Here is a 16,363-nt window from a genome sequence, read left to right as displayed (position 1 = left end):
GGAGCGAGTAACTCCCACTCCAGGTCAGTGAGTTCATGGCGTCGTATCACCCGACCATGATCTACCACCTGATGATCTTTGAAGACGGACCCTAGCGCCGCGGCGGATCGAGCGGGCCCGGACCGGTCACGGTCCGGGCCGTTCCCGTCCGGCGCCGGTAATCGCGTTGCCGGGCCGACGGCGGCGGGGCAGTATCCCGGCCATGGGACAGCCTGCCGACGTACTCCGCTTCGACCGGGTCGAACTGCGCCGATGGCGCGCCGACGACATCGAGGCCCTGGACCGTGCGATCACCGAGTCGCGTGAACACCTGCTGCCGTGGATGCCCTTCGCGGCCACCCACGACCGGAAGCAGGGGGAGGGATTCCTCGCCCACGCCGAGAAGCAGTGGGCCGCGGGACAGGAGTACGACTACGCCGTCACCTCGGACGGTGTGGTGCTCGGCAGCTGCGGACTGCACCGCCGGATCGGACCCGGCGGTCTGGACATCGGGTACTGGCTCCACCACGCGTGGACGGGGAAGGGCCTGGCCACCATGGCCGCGGCCGCCCTCGTACGGGCGGGACGGGACCTGCCGGGCATCGACCGCATCGAGATCCACCACGACGAGGCGAATCCCGCGAGCGGCGCCGTGGCCCGCCGCCTGGGCTTCACCGAGATCGAGCGCGTGCGGGTGCCGGACGGGCCGCAGGCCCCCGGCGAGACGGGCGTCCAGGTGCGATGGCGTCTGCGGACGGGAGCCGGCGAGGACCGGTGACCGCGTGACCGACCGGCGCCACCGCTCGCCGTGGGGCCCGGGCGGTACCGGGGCCGGCAGGACGTCGCGCCCCGCGGGCGCCGATGAGGGAGTGTCATGGGAGCCGAGGCCGTCTACGGAACGAGGGCCGGTGAGATCGCGGTGCTGCTGCGGGCCGTCGGAGACGCGGCGGTGGTGCTGTCGTACGGGGAGAGCCGGACGTTCGCGGCCCTGGGCCTGAACCGGTTCGGTTCCATCGGGTCGCACCGGCTGGACTGGCGCGGTGCCGAAGTGATCCGGCGCTCCCCGGAGTTCGACGGCGGGGAGCTTCGAAGACTGCTCGGCGACCTCGCGGGCCCGGACGAGCTGGCGGTCGTGTTCTGGGGCGATCTCGCGGTACCCTCGCTCGCCCTGGAGGCCGGCCTGCTGGCGGCGCACGCCGACGCGGTGCTCGACCACGGTCCCGAGTGCTGGGTCCACCTCGTCGACACGGGGGTTCTGATCGAGTTCCAGGACGGTGAGGGGTTCACCGCCGGGCGGGTGCCGCGCTGACCCCCCGAAGCGGGCCCGGTCGCCGGTGAGGAACGGACACCGCCGCGGGAGAAGTCCCGGAGCAGGGGAAGCCCGTAGCGGGAGAAGCCCCGGAATCCCCTCTTCCCGCGCACAACCATTCCGACGACTCCGTTGTCACACCCATGTCATAGGCATCCGAAATATGCCGCGCACGGTACCTCCGACCTCCGATGACGCGCGGCCTCCCACGGCTCATGGGGTTGAACCACCTTGCGCAACCGCAGAATCTCCCACGCGACGGCACTCGCCGTCCTCTTCAGTTCCGTGGCGCTGACGGGCCTCGGAACCACGGCCGCCCACGCCGACGGCAACGCCTCCCTGCCCGTCGCCTCCGTCGCCGACCTCGTCGTGGACAGCGTGCACCAGCGCGTCTTCGTCAGCGACCGGACCGGCGGCAAGGTCGTCGCCACCGACTACAGCGGCAACGTCGTCGGGACGCTCGGCTCGCTGCCGGCGGCGGGCGGACTGGAACTCTCGGCCGACTCGGGGACGCTGTACGTGGCCGTCGCGGGCACCGACGAGATCGCGGCGATCGACACGGCCGGCCTCACCGAGTCCGCGCGCTACTCGACCGGCACCGCCGACGCCCCGGCGACCCTCGCCCGCGCCGGCGGGAAGCTGTGGTTCGGCTACGGCACGGGGTGGTCCGGGAACATCGGCTCCCTCGACCTCTCGGGCCCGGACCCCGTCCTCGCCGTCGCCCAGGACAGCGGCCACTGGTACTACGCGCCCGTGCTGGCGTCCAACCCGGCCGCGCCCGGCGTGCTGGCCGCCGGCGTACCCGGCCTCAGCCCCTCCGCCGTGGCGACCTACGACGTCTCCGGCGCCGACGCGCCCAGGCGTCTGGCCCAGGGCGAGGCCGGCAGCAACCTGCGGGACCTCGCGGTGACCCCCGACGGCGCCCAGGTCGTCACGGCCAGCGGCTCGCCCTACCGGCACCAGGTGCTGTCCACCACCGACCTGAAGGAAGTCGGCAGCTACCCGACCGACGCCTACCCGAACGCCGTCGACATCGCCGCGGACGGCACCGTCGCCGCGGGCATCGACGGCATGTACGACCCGGACGTCTACGTCTTCAGGCCCGGTGCCACCGAGCCGGTCCGGAAGTACGACTTCGCCGACACCGGTACGGGCACCCTCGTCCCGAACGGCCTGGCCTGGGAGCCGGACGGCAACCACCTCTTCGCGGTCACCGGAAGCGGCAGCACGTACCGCCTCAACACACTGGACGCGCCCACCAGGGCCGCCACCACGGTGACGGTGAGCGCGCCTTCCTCGGCCGTTCCCGGCAAGTCGCTGAGCGTCACGGGGAAGGTCAGCGGCGGCGACGCGCTGCCGGCCGGAACGTCCCTGACGGTCACCCGCACCGACGCGCAGTCCCCGTCGGGCAAGGAACTGCCCGCGGTGACGACCGGCGAGGACGGTGCGTTCTCCTTCGCCGACACCCCGCCGGTCGAGGGCGACGCGAAGTACACCGTCTCCTACGCGGGCGACACCGGTCACCTCCCGGCGTCCGCATCGCAGACGGTGGCCGTCTCCCGCAGCGTCACCACGGTGACGGTGAGCGCGCCTTCCTCGGCCGTTCCGGGCAAGTCGCTGACCGTCACCGGGAAGGTCGACGGTGGTGATCCGCTGTCGGCCGGGACGTCGCTGACGGTCACCCGTACCGACGCGCAGTCGCCGTCGGGCAAGGCCCTGGCCCCGGTGACGACCAAGGCGGACGGCACCTTCTCCTTCACCGACACCCCGCCGGCCGAGGGCGACGCGAAGTACACCGTCTCCTACGCTGGCGACACCGGCCACGCCCCGGCGTCCGCCTCACGGACCGTGGCCGTCTCCCGCGCCGCCACCACGGTGACGGTGAGCGCACCCGCCACGGCCACCCGCGCCAAGTCGCTGACCGTCACCGGCAAGGCCGCCAACGCCGCCGCGCTGCCGGCCGGCACGGTGCTGACCGTCAAGCGCACCGACCTGGAGTCGCCCTCCGGCAAGGCGCTGGCCCCGGTGACGACCAAGGCGGACGGCACCTTCTCCTTCACCGACACCCCGCCGGCCGGTGGCGACGTGAAGTACACCGTCTCCTACGCGGGCGACGCGACCCGCGCCGCGGGCTCCGGCTCCGACACGGTGGCCGTCTCCCGGACCGCCACCACGCTGAGCCTGAACAACAGCGGCAAGATCTACTCCTACGGCCAGGACGTCACCTTCACCGCGCACCTGGGCACCACCTACAAGAACCGCACGGTGGAGATCTGGGCCGATCCCTTCGGCTCGGACAAGCCCAAGGTCCTGGTGAAGAAGGCGGTCGTCAACTCCAGCGGAAACGTCTCCGCCGTGGTGGACATGAAGCGGGACACCGCGGTCACCGCGGTCTTCGCCGGCGACGCCCGCACCGCCCCGAAGTCGGTCAAGGTCACCTCGTACGCCCAGGTGAGCGTCTCCACCTCGCTGGCCAAGTACTACAAGACGGGCAAGATCAGCGCGAACTCCTCGACGACGTACTACTGGTACCGCAAGACCACCAGCCCGCTGTTCACCACCACGATGAGCTACTACCCGGGCCGTGCGCACCGGCTGGACATCGACGTCTACTACCAGGGCGCGTGGCACCGCGATTTCGACGACTACTTCGAACTGGACCCCGACAGCAAGACCGTCATCGACCTCGGCTCCTTCGACGAGGCGGGCCTTCGCGTCCGGGTCCGGTCGGCCTACGTCAACGACTCCTCCGGAGACACCGTCAACTCCACCACCTACAGCTCCTGGAAGTACCTCTACATCACCAACTGACCCGCTGAACAGGGCCGTCGGCGGAAGGCTCCGAGCCACCCGCCGGCCGTGACCCCCGAGAGGGCCGGGCCCGGCCCGGCCCTCTCGCGCGGATCAGGCACCATCGCTTTTCACTCCCGATCGGACCGCTGGCCCTCGACGCGCACGCGGACCCGGCCACCGAGGTGGTCATCCCGGCGTCGACGTCCCTGCTGCCCTCGACCCATCTGTTCGGCGCGGGCCCGTCGGGGTTCCTGCGCCGCGAACCCGGGCGCGGCCATGTGTGGACCACCTACACCGGTGCGGACACGGTGGTGGACGCCTCGGCCACCGAGCTCTGGGGCATGCCGGAGTTCGGCGCGGGCTCGGACGTCGTCGCCCGCCACGACGTCGCCACCCGGACCGTGAGGCTGCGGGACATGGCGGCCGGGGGGACCACGACGACGATCCCGCTCCCGGACGGCGACACCTACCAGGGGACGCTCGGGCGGACCGTCGTCACGACCCGCTGGACGACGGACCGGCTGACGTGGCACCTGCTCGCCCTCCGGGGCGACGGCACGGTGGACGACCGCACGGTGGCGGGCACCCCGGACGACCTCTCCTCCAACGCCTCCATCAGCAGCGGCGACTCGCCCGTGGCCGACGCCCACGGCATGGTGGTCCAGTACTGGATCGACGGCAGGACCCGCAGCGGCTCGCTGCGCGCCTACCGGCCCGCGTGCGGGGCTGCGGTGACGCCGTCGACGGCGTACACCTCGCTGGGCACGGGCTGGAACCAGTACGACGTGCTGACCTCGCCCGGCGACGTCAGCGGTGACGGCCGGGCCGACCTGATCGCCCGCCAGGCCTCGACCGGCGACGTCTACCTCTACAAGGCGACGAGCACGGGCACCCTCTCCGCCCGGGTGAAGACCGCCTCCAAGTGGACGGGCTACAAGAAGGTCGTGGGCGCCGGTGACCTCGACGGCGACGGGTACGGCGACCTGCTGGCGCAGGACAGGTCCAACGAACTGTGGCGCTACGCGGGCACCGCGACCGGCACGTTCAAGACACGCGTGAAGGTCTTCACCGACTGGGGCTCCTCGTACGACACGATCGTCGGCGCCGGCGACATCACCGGCGACGGCCGGGCCGACCTCGTCTCCCGCGACACCTCCGGCACCCTGTGGCGCAACGACGGCAACGGCAAGGGCTCCTTCGGCGGCCGCACCAAGCTCGCCACCGGCTGGCAGGGGTACAAGGGTCTGTTCTGACCGGCTTCCACCACCGCCCGACGGGCCCGGACGACATACCTCGTCCGGGCCCGTCCGGCATCACGCCTCCGTGACACCCACTCCGGGAGTTCGATCGACGGGGCACCACTGCTCGTTCGGCCGGCAGGCACGGCGCGAGTCGTCTCCGTGTCCCAGGGCAGCATCCCAGTGCCTCCCTGTTTCCCCAGGTCGACAGGGGTGGGATGGTCCCACTGTCCCAGGTGTGACCGCTGTTGTTGCCGTGGCTCTCCGACGTCCTGGAAGCTGTGGATGTCGCACCGGCCGAGGCGGCACGACCGCCCCGCCGGCAGTACGACGACGACCACCTTCCGCCCGTGCGCCGGGACGTCTCCGTGCCCGTGCGGCATTCGGCGCCCCACGACACCCGCCGTCCCGCGGCGCGGTGCTTCCTCGGCCACAGCCGAAGACCAACCCCCTTCGTCCATGACCGAGTTCCTGCTGTTCACCTGGGAGTGAAATGAAGAAGAGCCTTGCTGCTGCGGCAGTCCTCGCCGCGTCCGTGCTGAACCTGGCGCTCCTGTCCGCGCCCGCTTCGGCCGGCACCTGCGACACCTCGGGATGCGGTGGTGAGGTGAGCAACAACACCGACTACTCCATGTCGATCTCGAACTGTTGGGCCGACAGCTACGGCACGTACGAGAACGGGGACAACCTCCCCTGCCACGGCAACCCGGTCCGGGTGGCCAACGTGCCCAACGCCCGGATCTGGCTGGATCCGCACGGATGGTCGGGTTCGAGCAAGTACTCGAAGTTCTACGACACCGACGCCGTGAAGTTCCCCGCGAACTGTGTCACCAAGTGGCACTGGTGGGGCGGCAGCACCCAGACGACGAACCGCAACGGCAAGGCCAGCATGTGGATGAAGATCAACAGCGCTCAGCACATCTACATCGACTCCCTCTCCTGCTGACGTCCTGCCACAGGCCGAACAGCCGAACCGGCGCACACTGCTCCTGAGCCCGCCCCTGTCGGAGATCCTGGAGTCTCCCGGCGCGTCGGCACGATCAGAGGACGCGCACGGGAGCCCCCGGCCGCCGCGGCCGCCGGGGGACGTGCGCTTGCCTCAGCGCACGTCGACGAAGTCCCCCGCCGTCTTCGGCGCCGCGTCGACGCCGAACGTGGAGCGCCGCTTCACGGGACGGGTTCCGTGGACGTTCTCCGTAGGAGTCACCGTCCTTGGAGTCGAGCTGGACGTACACGTCCCGGGGACCGGCGACCAGACGGCTCGGTCGTGGCGCCGCGGGCCCGGATACCGAACTGCTGCTGGAGTGCCGAGGGCCTCATTTTGCGGGTCGGGACGGTTTTGGTGGGGAGGGGTGGACGTCGTGGGCGTTCAAGCGCGGTGTTCCGCCCGTGACGGGCGGAACACCGGCGGTGCATCTCGGGCTCGGCCTTCGTCATGAAAGCCGCGGAGTTATATCCGGTAAACCTCGATGCCGGTAACGGCGCCGGGGTTGTCCGCGTAGGTGCCCGGGTTCAGAGTGGCCAGCTTGGTGCCGCTGCCGCAGCCACCGGCGACGTGCCAGAGCACTACGCGATAGGACGTCTGGTTCGAGACGGACCGGTTGACCCTCTGGAGGGGGTAGCAGCCGGGCGTCAGGGAGTTGACGTGCCTCTCACCGGTCCTGTTCGCTCCCGTCCACCCGCACGCGTATCCCCTCGGACAGGTGTTGGGGTCAGCCGCCGCGGCCGGTGTGACGAACGTGCCGCCCAGCAAAGCACCGGTCACGGCCGCCATCGTCAGACTTTTCTTGAGCATGCTCATACGGATCCCCGATATTTTTTGGTCGACAGACTTTTGGATCTCAAGTCGCATCACATAATCGCACGATTGTGTGATGCAACGTCAAATGCTGCATGTCATGGGGAACTTAACACTCCAACCACAGCGCGCGATCTTGCCGCTCGGCCGCGCGTCAGGAGAGTGGTGGACGTCAGTGGAATTCCCCTGTGACATTGGACACTCATTCGTCATGGCGTGAGGGTGCATTGGCGTCGCCGTCCGATCTCCGGATTTCCGCCATCGAGTCTCCGGATTTCCGCCATCGAGGGAAAGCTTCACGCCCTTTTCGGCTCCCGGGGCGGACGGCTTTGCGGGAGCGACTTCCGAGGCGGCTGGATCGAGGCGCGAACGAAGGCGGGCGTCACGGCGGACGCACGGCCGGGCTCGTGGCACGGATGCGGCGCGGCCGGGACCACGGCAAAGGGCCGGCCGGGGAGGAAACCCTCCCGAGCCGGCCCTTCTGCTGTACCCCCGGCAGGATTCGAACCTGCGACACCCGCTTCAGGAGTTCGATCTACGCCCGCATCCGGGGCCGTCGTCGCCAGGTCCGGCGGTCATGCGGGGGCGCTGGCCATATGCCGCCGTCCGGCCTCGTTGATGTCGGCCGTGGATGTCGGACCGCTCTGTCATCCTGCGCCGGTGACCATGACATGGGCCGCCTTCTGGGCGCTGATGGCCACCCTGAACGGCGAAGCCACGCAGGCGAGCCGCCGGCGCCTGGCCGAGGAGCTGAGCCGCCGTTCCGTCCCCGGCACCATCGGCTTCGCGGAACGCCATGCCGAGGCGCTCCACCGCTTGGACCAGGAGAAGTCCGGGATGCTTCCGGTTGCCGACATGACGGGGAGTGGCTGCTGTACGTGTCGGACCAGGCGTACGAACTCGCCACCGGGAAGGAGTGGGACCGCCCGACCCGGTACTGCTTCGAGAGCTACTCCAACAGGTACGGATGGCTGGGCCTGAGGCGCTGAGGTGGGCTGCTGCTCGGACCTTTGTATTTGTATCTGGCGTGACTGTGGCACGCGGCGAGCAATCAGCCCGGAACCTGGCAGGCTCGGCCGCCCGGTGCTCAACCGCCGTAGCGGCTGTGCAGATCGCCGGTGATTCGCGACATCAGTCTGATCGAGTCCTCCATCGGCGCTTCCACCAGTGGACGTTCCGTCTGAGGGTCGTAGGCGGTCAGCCCGGTCTCCTTCTCGACGACGGCGGCGAGGGCGGAGACCAGACCGAGCACGACCGCGGCCTCGTCCCCCGCGTGCCAGTAGGGCACGGTGATGCTCACCTCGTCACCGAAGACGGACAGGCCGATGCCTGTGCCCGAGTGGCTCAGGTCCCGCGACTCCTGCTCGTACTCCGTGATCTCCACTGGGCCCAGCAGCCTCCGGGCCTGCGGCACGATTCGGTCCCAAGCCTCAAGGAGAGGGGCGGGTATCGGATCGCTGTCCTCGGCGGTGTCCTCCATGGCTTCCAGGACCTCGTCCCAGGACTGCCCGTCGCGCCGGTTCAAGAAGTGGATGTCGTAGCTCACCGCGTGATCGTAGGCACCCGCATACGGCGAGGGCGAGGCCGTTTGCCCGCGCTGACTTCGTCGGCGGCGTCAGCTCGGGAAGCTGTGATCATCCGGGGGCGGCTCGATCTCTGGCCTAGGTCGTGTCTCTTTGATCGGGCGAGCGTTGATCTTGCTACTCGTTCCTATGAGCAGGAGGGTTCCAGGAGCACTCATCGTTTCCTTTGCGCCGCGGCGCTTGCTGGCTCCACTGCCCTGATCTCTGTGAGTTCCGCAACCGCCGCAGTCGCCGACACACCCCCTACCGGGCGCGTGATCCCTTTGGTTCAGGGCGTAACCGGCCTGAACACGCCCGGTCTGGGTGTCATCCCGGGGACGCCTCGGGACTGCGCCGGGAACAACTGCGGTTCCCAAGGGGACACCGGCATCATTCGCGAGGCGGACTTCAAGGTCATCGATCCTGCCGGGTCCGGGACCGGCAGCCCGCTGGGCCGCAGCTTGAAGGGCGGACCAGTCACGGCTGGGAAAGCTATCGCCAGGTTCATGGATAACTCGCTGTAACTGATGAGGCGGTCCGCGGACCGGATCGGCCGGCATCAACGGCTCGATCCGCTCCCGCATCGCATCCGTGATCACCGATCGGGCAGGCGCATCCGATCAACTGACCAGCCCATCAAAGAGACACGCGCTAGCCCAGCTTGTGGCACGGGTGCGGCACGGCCGTGATCATGGAAAAGGGCCAGTTCGAGAGGAACAAGCCTCTGAACTGGCCCTTAGTCGTGTGCCCCCGGCAGGATTCGAACCTGCGACACCCGCTTTAGGAGTTTTCCCTGGGCGGGGTCTTGACCTGCGGAAACGTCGAGTGTGTGGTGTCTGGCCTGGGAAAATACCCCTTCGTGGTTCTCACGTGTTCGCGGGGCTTCCCGGCCTCATATGTGTTGAATGCGTTCCGGTGGGCCGGCGTCCATGACGGCGACAGCGGGTTCGCCTCGGTCGGCTCACCGTGTTTGAAGCTGGAGGCTGTCAGCTGTGCCACGGTGTAGCACCGGGTGCTACCGTGGCCGGTATGAGTGTTCAGCCCGAAATCACCCAGCGGGATCTGCGTAGTCGGTCCCGGGAGATCATGGACGCCATACAGGGCGGTCAGTCGTTCACCGTCACCCGTGACGGACAGCCGATCGGTCAGCTCGTCCCCTTGCGGCGACGCCGTCGGTTCGTCTCCCGTCAGGAGTTCGCCGCGATGTCCAGGACTGCACCCGACATCGCCCTCGACGTGTTCCGCACGGACCAGGACGCCACGGCCGCCACCTACCTGGATGATCCCTATGCCCGCTGACCGTGCGACGTACGAGCAGGGGCTCCTCGACACCAACATCATGATCCTTCGCCGGTGGGTGGCCCCCGAGGAACTGCCGGACGAAATGGCGATCACCGCCATCACCCTGGCCGAGCTGTCCGCCGGTCCGCACGAGGTCCGTCGCAACGACGAGCAGAGCGGCTACGACGAACACGCCGAACGCGCCCGCAGGCTCGATGTCCTGCAACGCGCCGAGAACGAGTTCGACCCCATCCCCTTCGATGCCGAAGCGGCCCGCATCTACGGCCGTATCTGCGCGGCGGTGATCAGCGCCGGCCGCAAGCCGCGCCGTCGGGTGGCCGACCTGATGATCGCTGCCATCGCCGTGGCCGAGGACCTTCCCCTCTTCACCACCAACCCCGACGACTTCAAAGGGCTTGACGACCTCCTCACCGTCGTACCGGTCACCCGTCCCACGGTGCCCCACGAGAGCTGATGAATCACACCGCGTGGAGAACGTGCCGGACCCGGCAACTTGCGGGTGAGACGGTGGAGTACGACCAGGAGTACGTCGACGCGCGGCTGGCCGGTGATCTCGGGCAGGCGGTCTACGACCGTCGGATCGAGCTCGGCCTGTCACAGGCCGAACTGGCCGAGCGAGCCGGGACGACGCAGCCTCAGGTGTCCCGGATGGAGGGCGGCGACACCGTGCCCACTCTCCCGCTGCTGCGCCACCTGGCCAAGGCCCTGGACAGCACCCTGAACCTGGCCATCGACGAGGGTGCCTCTCATGCCACCTTCACCCCGCGTACTGCTGAGATTCGAGCTGTCAGAGGCCCCAGACCATGATCGGTCCGGGGCCTCTTCCCTTGTGCCCCCGGCAGGATTCGAACCTGCGACACCCGCTTTAGGAGAGCAACAGAGCCTGTAGCCAGTGGCTCCTGCCTGCATCTTTCGTCTTCATGATGACACCGGGAGTTCCTGTGAGTGCAGGTTTCGCCTGTGGTTCACGGCTAGAAGCACGGCTACCTCAGAGGTTCCGTGGTGTGGTCTGTCAGGAACTCAAGGTGCGTAGCTGAGCAGAGACGAGCCAGTCGATGTCGGCGCCCTCACACCGCAGGGCCGTCAGCAGTGTGCGGAAGCCGCGTGGGCTCAGTCCAGTGAAGGGAGTTATCCAAGACGGGTCCGACGCCGTGATCACAACAGCCATGGCCGCGATCATCCGACCTAGCGCTCTGACCACATACGTTCACAGGGTCGGACGTCGTGGCGGTTGGATACGCGGTGGCTGAGTCTGTGCGGGTGCACGGACTGACCGACCAGGAGGAGGAACTGTTGACGGGCTGGCGGCGATTTGAGCTCCCGCAGGGGGCCAGGACCGAGTACCGGGAGATTCGCAAGGAAGGCATCCGATGCTTCCTTCGCTGGGGCGCGACAGGCGCCGACGGCAGGGCGAGCACGTCGACGCTGAACGACGAACAGCACGCCGGCCGCCACGCTTCCCGCAAGATCAACGAATGGCTCCGCAAAGGCTTCATCGAGGTCGAGCGGCCGTTCGACGTCGCCGAACTCGACCAGCAGACGCCCGTCCTCGACGTGATCAAGTCAAGCGCCCGGCCGTATGCTCCGGTCCCCGAGTATCTGCCGGTCGATGGCTTTGACGAGACGTACCACTGCAGCCATGCCCCGGATCACCCGATGGGATTCCACGAGTACTTCGTGCTGCGGGACCAGGGACGCAGCGCCGTTCGCTTCACCATGCGCGGACAGTGCCATGACCCCGCGGCCGTGTCGTCCTTCCTGGCCGTCCTCGGCGCCCGGCGCGACCTGCCCTTCGACGGGCAGTCCCACCACAAGGTGCCGCTGCCCATGCCGGTGGGGCCCTTCAGCCACGTCTTGTTCTGTGCGCCGGCGCTCGGGCAGGCCTGCATCGCGTATCCAGCCATCGCCGCTCGTGTCGCGACAGCCTTTCCGGTCTTCGACTGCGAGATCGGCGACGCGGATCCGGAAGTCCTCGTCGACGCGCGTATCCACGGCCACGGCGCACTGCCCTACAGCGACTGGAGCCGTCGGCCACAGCCGGTCGTCGATCTCAGGTTCGATGTCCAGCCGTCCGACTACCGGCGGACGCAGACCTTCAAGGTCTTCAGATCCGCAGACCTCAAGGCCCTCTTGGACGTCCTCCCTGCTGCGGCAGCCCAGAGTTGGCTAGAGGTCCGCTCCTTCCGGGGCGTGACCAGGCGTTTCACACCCGAGACCGCCGCGCCATTCCCCGAAGTCACCCCCTTCCTCCACAGCTGAGCCTTGGAGCCTCGTTCGCGAGCACACACGACACAGCTCCGGCATGCCTCGAAAAGGACAGCGCCGACCCGGTGAACGTATGCGGTCAGAGCATTAGGTGCGGGTCGATCACGGGTCCCGTCACCCCCACTCCGACCTGTCGGCCAAGCGGCGATACCACCAGAACTGTGTGCGCCACTGGCGGCAGTCCGCGAACGGGTCCGGCAGGGTGCGGTGCAAGAACACCGAGTCCAGAGGCTTCACGATTCGGCCAAGCTCGGCACGGGCCCGTTCCGGCAGTCTTTCCAGGACCTCCTCCAGTACGTCGCGTGCGTGCCTGACGTCGTCGAAGGAGCACCAGGTGCACGAGCAGTGCGACTCCTGCGGGTACAGCGGACGTCTGCCCGGTGGGTGGAGGAACTCGCGATACCGCCGCAATGCACAGTCGGTGGCACCTGGGTGGATGTAGAAACTGCTACTCAGGTACTCGACCCGGTGCACCGCCAAGCTCGCCCCGGTGGAGAGTCCATGGATCCGGAACGGCGGAGTCGGCCCCCAGACGCGAGGGACTGGTTGTTCAGCGCGCAGTGCGCGTGGCCGTCTACGCGGCATCGGCCTTTCGACACATGATCACGGGAGTCATGATGCCAGGCATCCATGTCTTGCCACACCCGGTTTCCGGCGTCTGTCACAGCGACCAGAGGCCAGGAGAGCAGTTAACGGGACAACCTGGTCGTTTGAACTGCACCCCTGACGGATCCAGGCGTGCTTGCCGAAGCGCGGCAACGCATCCGCGGGTTCACAGTGTCGTGAGGACGAAGGTCAGCAGCGCCAGGGACAGTGTGGCACTGCCTGCGAAGGCCACGGCACCCCGCAACAGAGCGGTGGCGTAGGTGGCTCCGTCGATGCGAGCGAGTAGACCGGCTGCGGCTCCTACGAGCGTGCAGAAGAGCACGACGACTGCGATGAGCAGGGCCAGGAGCATCAGATGGATGGATGAGGTGTTCATGCCTTCTTCCCGAATGATTGGTGACGGCGGCTTCGGGAAATTTCGCTGTTCCGGTGTTCACCGGAGTTCAGGCCGAACAAAGATGAATGAAGACGGTCGTCAGGGAGGCGGAGGAGCGGGACATGGAGAGGGCGCACGAGGATCCGCTGGCGGATCTTGCACAGCGGCTCCGTACCCTCAGGGTGCAGCGAGGCCTGCAGATGGGCGGGCTCCAGCAGCGGACAGGGCTGGGGCGGACAACAATCAGCCAGGCGCTGAACGGTCACAAGGTGCCCTCCGAGGCCACGCTGGTCGCCCTGGCGAAGGCGCTGGGGACGGATGCTGAGCCATTGCTGGCCCTACGCCACGCCGCTGCGTGTATACCGCAGGTGCATGAGGACTTTCCGAGGGCTGCTGTTCGCAGGCCACGGCGGTCGCCGGTGCAGCCTTCGTTCGAGGAGCGGTACCTCGGCTACATGGCTGAGCGGCATTCCCAACTGACTGTAGTAGGGCTGGACCTGAGTCGGCCGGAACGTGCGCATTGGCCGCTTGACGCGGCGTACTTGAGCTTGGAGCTGGCGGAGCAATCGGGGTCCTGGCCTGCAGACAGCGAGGAAACGGATGATCGGCCATCCGTCGTCCTGAAGCGTGCGGAGCACGCGTTGGCCGACTGCCGACGGGTACTGCTGCGAGGGCTCGCCGGCAGCGGAAAGACAACGATGCTGCAGTGGCTGGCTGTTGCCGCAGCGCGCGATGAACTACCAGAGGAACTAGGTAATTGGCAGGGACGGATACCGTTCGTTTTGCCGCTGCGCACGCTGGTGCGGCGTGGTCCCCTTCCGGAGCCGCATGATTTTTTGTCTGTGGTCGGAGCCCCCTTGGCCGCCTTGCAGCCTGAGGGCTGGGCCGATGACGTACTTGCCAGGGGCGAGGCACTCGTCCTGGTCGACGGAATCGACGAGGTCCCCCAAGAACAGCGGGGTGCCACGCGGGACTGGCTCGAGCGGCTCTTGGCGGCCTACACAGACGCATATTTCGTGGTCACCACGCGTCCGTCAGCCGTTCCCGAAGGCTGGCTGGCTTCATCGCACTTCACCGAACTGTCGGTTCGGCCCATGAGTGTCGATGACATCGGAGTCTTCGTTGACCGGTGGCATACCGCCGCCCGGCAGAGCGCGGCGACCGAGGCCGAACGGTCCCACTTGCGTGACCTCGAAGCAGCGCTCCAGGTGACAGTTCGCGCTCAGCGTGACCTGGCGCAGTTGTCTAGTACACCCCTTATGTGTGCACTCATTTGCGCGCTGCACCGGGATCGCCGCGGTCATCTGCCTCACAGTCGTATGGAACTCTACGAGGCAGCGCTATCGATGCTGCTCGTACGCCGTGATCTCGAGCGCAGCATCGGTGTCCCAGAAGGTATTCAGCTCACCGAACACCAGAGCGTTCAGCTGTTGCAGCGTCTGGCTTACTGGCTCATCCGTAACCGTCAGACCGAGATGGGCAGGGCCACCGTGCTGGCCCTGGTCGGGGACGCACTGCCGGCCATGCAGGCGGTGGCCGAGCAGGGTACTGCCGACCAGGTCCTGATGCACTTGGTCGGCCGCAGTGGGCTTCTGCGTCAGCCCACCTTGGACACCATCGACTTCGTCCACCGTACCTTCCAGGACTACTTGGGGGCGAAAGCCGTCATCGAGGCTCACGACTTTCCGCTGCTGGTCAACAATGCGCACGACGACCAGTGGGAGGACGTCGTGCGCATGGCCGTTGCCCATGCCCGCCCGGTCGAGAGTGCGGATCTGCTCCGCCGCCTTGTCGCGCGCGGTGACGCCGAGGCCGAGTGTAGGAGCAGACTCCACCTTCTGGCGGCCGCCAGCCTGCAGTACGCCACAGAAGTCGAGCCCGACGCTCGAAGGCTGGTCGAACAGCGTGCACGCGTCCTGATGCCGCCCCGCTCCCAAGAGGAGGCGATGGAGCTTGCCGCGCTCGGGCCGGGCATCCTGGATCTGCTGCCGGGGCACCAAGGTCTGGAAGGTGATGAGGTAGGCCCCGTCGTCGAAACTGCCGCCGCCATTGGCGGCGACCATGCTTACGCCTTCCTCCGACACTTCATAAAGTCCCAGCCTCCTAAGCTAGCGTACTTCGCGCTATCCCGGGGATGGGAGCACTTTAACGCTGACGACTATGCTCGCGACATCTTGCTCCCCCTCCCGGATCGGGATCTTTTATCTCTGGAGGTCCACACCCATGATCAACGCAATGCGCTGCGGCTCCTAAAACCCGTCATCGGCGTCACATTTCGAGGGGCATTCAATGGGAGTGAGATCGCCGAGCATCTCTCTCCCGAGCAAACTCGAACGCTGAGGATCCACTCTGGTCAACTGCTCGCGGACTTGCAATTTGTCCGCAATCTTCCCGCTTTGGAAGAACTCGCTCTGTCCGATTGTGCTCAACTTGCGCACCTTGAAGACCTTGCAGGGTTGTCACTGTCCCGCTTGAGCCTCATTGATGTACCGGTTGAATTCTCCTTTGATGCGCTAACTTCTCTACCTGGGCTCGCCAGTCTTGCCCTTTATGGCCGTCTGTCATGGGAGAGTCTGGCAGACCTGCCGGCACCGGAGGGTCTTATCTCGCTGTCCCTAGGTGCTTGGGTCGGCACTCGTCTAGCTGGTGTCTCCAGGTGGCAGAAGCTGCATGAATTGACGATCAATGCCGCACCTAATGAGAGAGAATGGCAAGAAATTGCCGCCCTCCCTAATTTGGCGGAGCTGTGTGTTTCGGATTGCGATCTCAGGTATGCAGCTCCTATGCGCGGCGTCACCTACCTCCGGTTTCTATCCGAATCAAATCCGCAACTGGACTTGGTTCCGGACCTCTTCCCCAACCTCGAACGCTTCTTCATCAACTGCCGTGCTTTCCAGTCCGAGGCTATTGACATCACCCCCCTGAGTCGGATCGAGGGACTCCAGGTATCCGTCAGCTATGCAAGCGAGGTCGCAGGCATCGAAAGATTTGCCCCTGATGCGGTCAGTCTGTACCCGCGGCCACGGACAACAGGCACCTGAGCCGCTCCTCGGGTTCGATTGGTTGGGATTTGCGGCAGGAGTCAGGAAAGGAGAATTTAGCCTCTCCAATCGTGGCAGTGTTCCTTGGGCCCGG

The 16,363-nt window shown here is 67.1% G+C and carries 14 protein-coding genes and 1 tRNA gene; 10 read left to right on the top strand and 5 right to left on the bottom strand.

From position 1 onward, the window contains the following. Positions 1 to 202: 202 nt before the first annotated feature. From ACFW6B_RS18145 to ACFW6B_RS18125, 5 genes are all read left to right on the top strand, one after another. A complete protein-coding gene (locus tag ACFW6B_RS18145; protein WP_386597118.1) occupies positions 203 to 757 on the top strand; it encodes a GNAT family N-acetyltransferase in 555 nt (184 codons plus the stop codon). A 96-nt stretch (positions 758 to 853) separates the two neighbouring features. Next, complete coding sequence (locus ACFW6B_RS18140) at positions 854 to 1,288, top strand: hypothetical protein (protein ID WP_386597116.1); 435 nt, start codon at positions 854 to 856, stop codon at positions 1,286 to 1,288. A gap of 231 nt (positions 1,289 to 1,519) precedes the next feature. Next, on the top strand, positions 1,520 to 4,099 hold the full coding sequence (locus ACFW6B_RS18135) for an Ig-like domain repeat protein (RefSeq protein ID WP_386597114.1): 2,580 nt from the start codon (positions 1,520 to 1,522) through the stop codon (positions 4,097 to 4,099). 164 nt (positions 4,100 to 4,263) lie between these two features. Further along, positions 4,264 to 5,334 (top strand): FG-GAP repeat domain-containing protein, encoded by a 1,071-nt coding sequence (locus ACFW6B_RS18130; protein ID WP_386597112.1) that lies wholly within the window; start codon positions 4,264 to 4,266, stop codon positions 5,332 to 5,334. 478 nt (positions 5,335 to 5,812) lie between these two features. Beyond that, complete coding sequence (locus ACFW6B_RS18125) at positions 5,813 to 6,265, top strand: hypothetical protein (RefSeq protein ID WP_386597110.1); 453 nt, start codon at positions 5,813 to 5,815, stop codon at positions 6,263 to 6,265. A 504-nt stretch (positions 6,266 to 6,769) separates the two neighbouring features. Here the strand turns inward: ACFW6B_RS18125 and ACFW6B_RS18120 are convergent. From ACFW6B_RS18120 to ACFW6B_RS18105, 4 genes are all read right to left on the bottom strand, one after another. Then, entirely contained in the window at positions 6,770 to 7,120 is a 351-nt protein-coding gene (locus ACFW6B_RS18120; protein WP_386597108.1) for a peptidase inhibitor family I36 protein, read from the bottom strand. Between the two features lie 484 nt (positions 7,121 to 7,604). Further along, positions 7,605 to 7,693 (bottom strand) — tRNA-OTHER (locus tag ACFW6B_RS18115). Between the two features lie 71 nt (positions 7,694 to 7,764). Beyond that, positions 7,765 to 7,974, bottom strand: coding sequence for a hypothetical protein (locus tag ACFW6B_RS18110; RefSeq protein WP_386597106.1), 210 nt, complete (start codon positions 7,972 to 7,974; stop codon positions 7,765 to 7,767). Between the two features lie 230 nt (positions 7,975 to 8,204). After that, positions 8,205 to 8,663, bottom strand: a complete 459-nt coding sequence (locus ACFW6B_RS18105; RefSeq protein ID WP_386597104.1) for a hypothetical protein — start codon at positions 8,661 to 8,663, stop codon at positions 8,205 to 8,207. Positions 8,664 to 9,708: 1,045 nt separating this feature from the next. Between ACFW6B_RS18105 and ACFW6B_RS18100 the strand changes: the two genes are divergently transcribed. The 4 genes from ACFW6B_RS18100 (at position 9,709) to ACFW6B_RS18085 (ending at position 12,240) form a co-directional block, all read left to right on the top strand. Next, positions 9,709 to 9,978 carry a type II toxin-antitoxin system Phd/YefM family antitoxin gene (locus ACFW6B_RS18100; RefSeq protein ID WP_386597101.1) on the top strand — a complete coding sequence of 90 codons (270 nt, stop codon included), beginning with the start codon at positions 9,709 to 9,711 and terminating at the stop codon, positions 9,976 to 9,978. Continuing rightward, positions 9,968 to 10,435 carry a type II toxin-antitoxin system VapC family toxin gene (locus ACFW6B_RS18095; protein ID WP_360216312.1) on the top strand — a complete coding sequence of 156 codons (468 nt, stop codon included), beginning with the start codon at positions 9,968 to 9,970 and terminating at the stop codon, positions 10,433 to 10,435. Before ACFW6B_RS18100 ends, ACFW6B_RS18095 begins: the two co-directional genes overlap by 11 nt. Continuing rightward, positions 10,435 to 10,788 (top strand): helix-turn-helix domain-containing protein, encoded by a 354-nt coding sequence (locus ACFW6B_RS18090; protein WP_386597099.1) that lies wholly within the window; start codon positions 10,435 to 10,437, stop codon positions 10,786 to 10,788. Before ACFW6B_RS18095 ends, ACFW6B_RS18090 begins: the two co-directional genes overlap by 1 nt. A gap of 453 nt (positions 10,789 to 11,241) precedes the next feature. After that, a complete protein-coding gene (locus ACFW6B_RS18085; RefSeq protein ID WP_386597096.1) occupies positions 11,242 to 12,240 on the top strand; it encodes a WGR domain-containing protein in 999 nt (332 codons plus the stop codon). A gap of 778 nt (positions 12,241 to 13,018) precedes the next feature. Here ACFW6B_RS18085 and ACFW6B_RS18080 read toward each other — a convergent pair. After that, a complete protein-coding gene (locus ACFW6B_RS18080; protein ID WP_386597094.1) occupies positions 13,019 to 13,228 on the bottom strand; it encodes a hypothetical protein in 210 nt (69 codons plus the stop codon). A gap of 86 nt (positions 13,229 to 13,314) precedes the next feature. Here ACFW6B_RS18080 and ACFW6B_RS18075 point away from each other — a divergent pair, with 86 nt between their 5' ends. Next, a complete protein-coding gene (locus ACFW6B_RS18075; protein WP_386597092.1) occupies positions 13,315 to 16,269 on the top strand; it encodes an NACHT domain-containing protein in 2,955 nt (984 codons plus the stop codon). The last annotated feature ends 94 nt before the right edge of the window (positions 16,270 to 16,363 follow it).

The organism is Streptomyces sp. NPDC058751, from assembly GCF_042746485.1.
Taxonomy (GTDB): Bacteria; Actinomycetota; Actinomycetes; order Streptomycetales; family Streptomycetaceae; genus Streptomyces.
The sequence above is the reverse complement of the archived record's forward strand: the minus strand, read 5'-3'. Positions and strand labels throughout refer to the sequence as shown.

What these genes read in the sequence shown, in the direction of transcription:
- ACFW6B_RS18145 (WP_386597118.1), top strand. Translation starts at nt 203, where the DNA reads ATGGGACAGCCTGCCGACGTACTCCGCTTCGACCGGGTCGAACTGCGC.
- ACFW6B_RS18140 (WP_386597116.1), top strand. Translation starts at nt 854, where the DNA reads ATGGGAGCCGAGGCCGTCTACGGAACGAGGGCCGGTGAGATCGCGGTG.
- ACFW6B_RS18125 (WP_386597110.1), top strand. Translation starts at nt 5,813, where the DNA reads ATGAAGAAGAGCCTTGCTGCTGCGGCAGTCCTCGCCGCGTCCGTGCTG.
- ACFW6B_RS18120 (WP_386597108.1), bottom strand. Translation starts at nt 7,120, where the DNA reads ATGAGCATGCTCAAGAAAAGTCTGACGATGGCGGCCGTGACCGGTGCT.
- ACFW6B_RS18110 (WP_386597106.1), bottom strand. Translation starts at nt 7,974, where the DNA reads ATGTCGGCAACCGGAAGCATCCCGGACTTCTCCTGGTCCAAGCGGTGG.
- ACFW6B_RS18100 (WP_386597101.1), top strand. Translation starts at nt 9,709, where the DNA reads ATGAGTGTTCAGCCCGAAATCACCCAGCGGGATCTGCGTAGTCGGTCC.
- ACFW6B_RS18095 (WP_360216312.1), top strand. Translation starts at nt 9,968, where the DNA reads ATGCCCGCTGACCGTGCGACGTACGAGCAGGGGCTCCTCGACACCAAC.
- ACFW6B_RS18090 (WP_386597099.1), top strand. Translation starts at nt 10,435, where the DNA reads ATGAATCACACCGCGTGGAGAACGTGCCGGACCCGGCAACTTGCGGGT.
- ACFW6B_RS18080 (WP_386597094.1), bottom strand. Translation starts at nt 13,228, where the DNA reads ATGAACACCTCATCCATCCATCTGATGCTCCTGGCCCTGCTCATCGCA.
- ACFW6B_RS18075 (WP_386597092.1), top strand. Translation starts at nt 13,315, where the DNA reads ATGAAGACGGTCGTCAGGGAGGCGGAGGAGCGGGACATGGAGAGGGCG.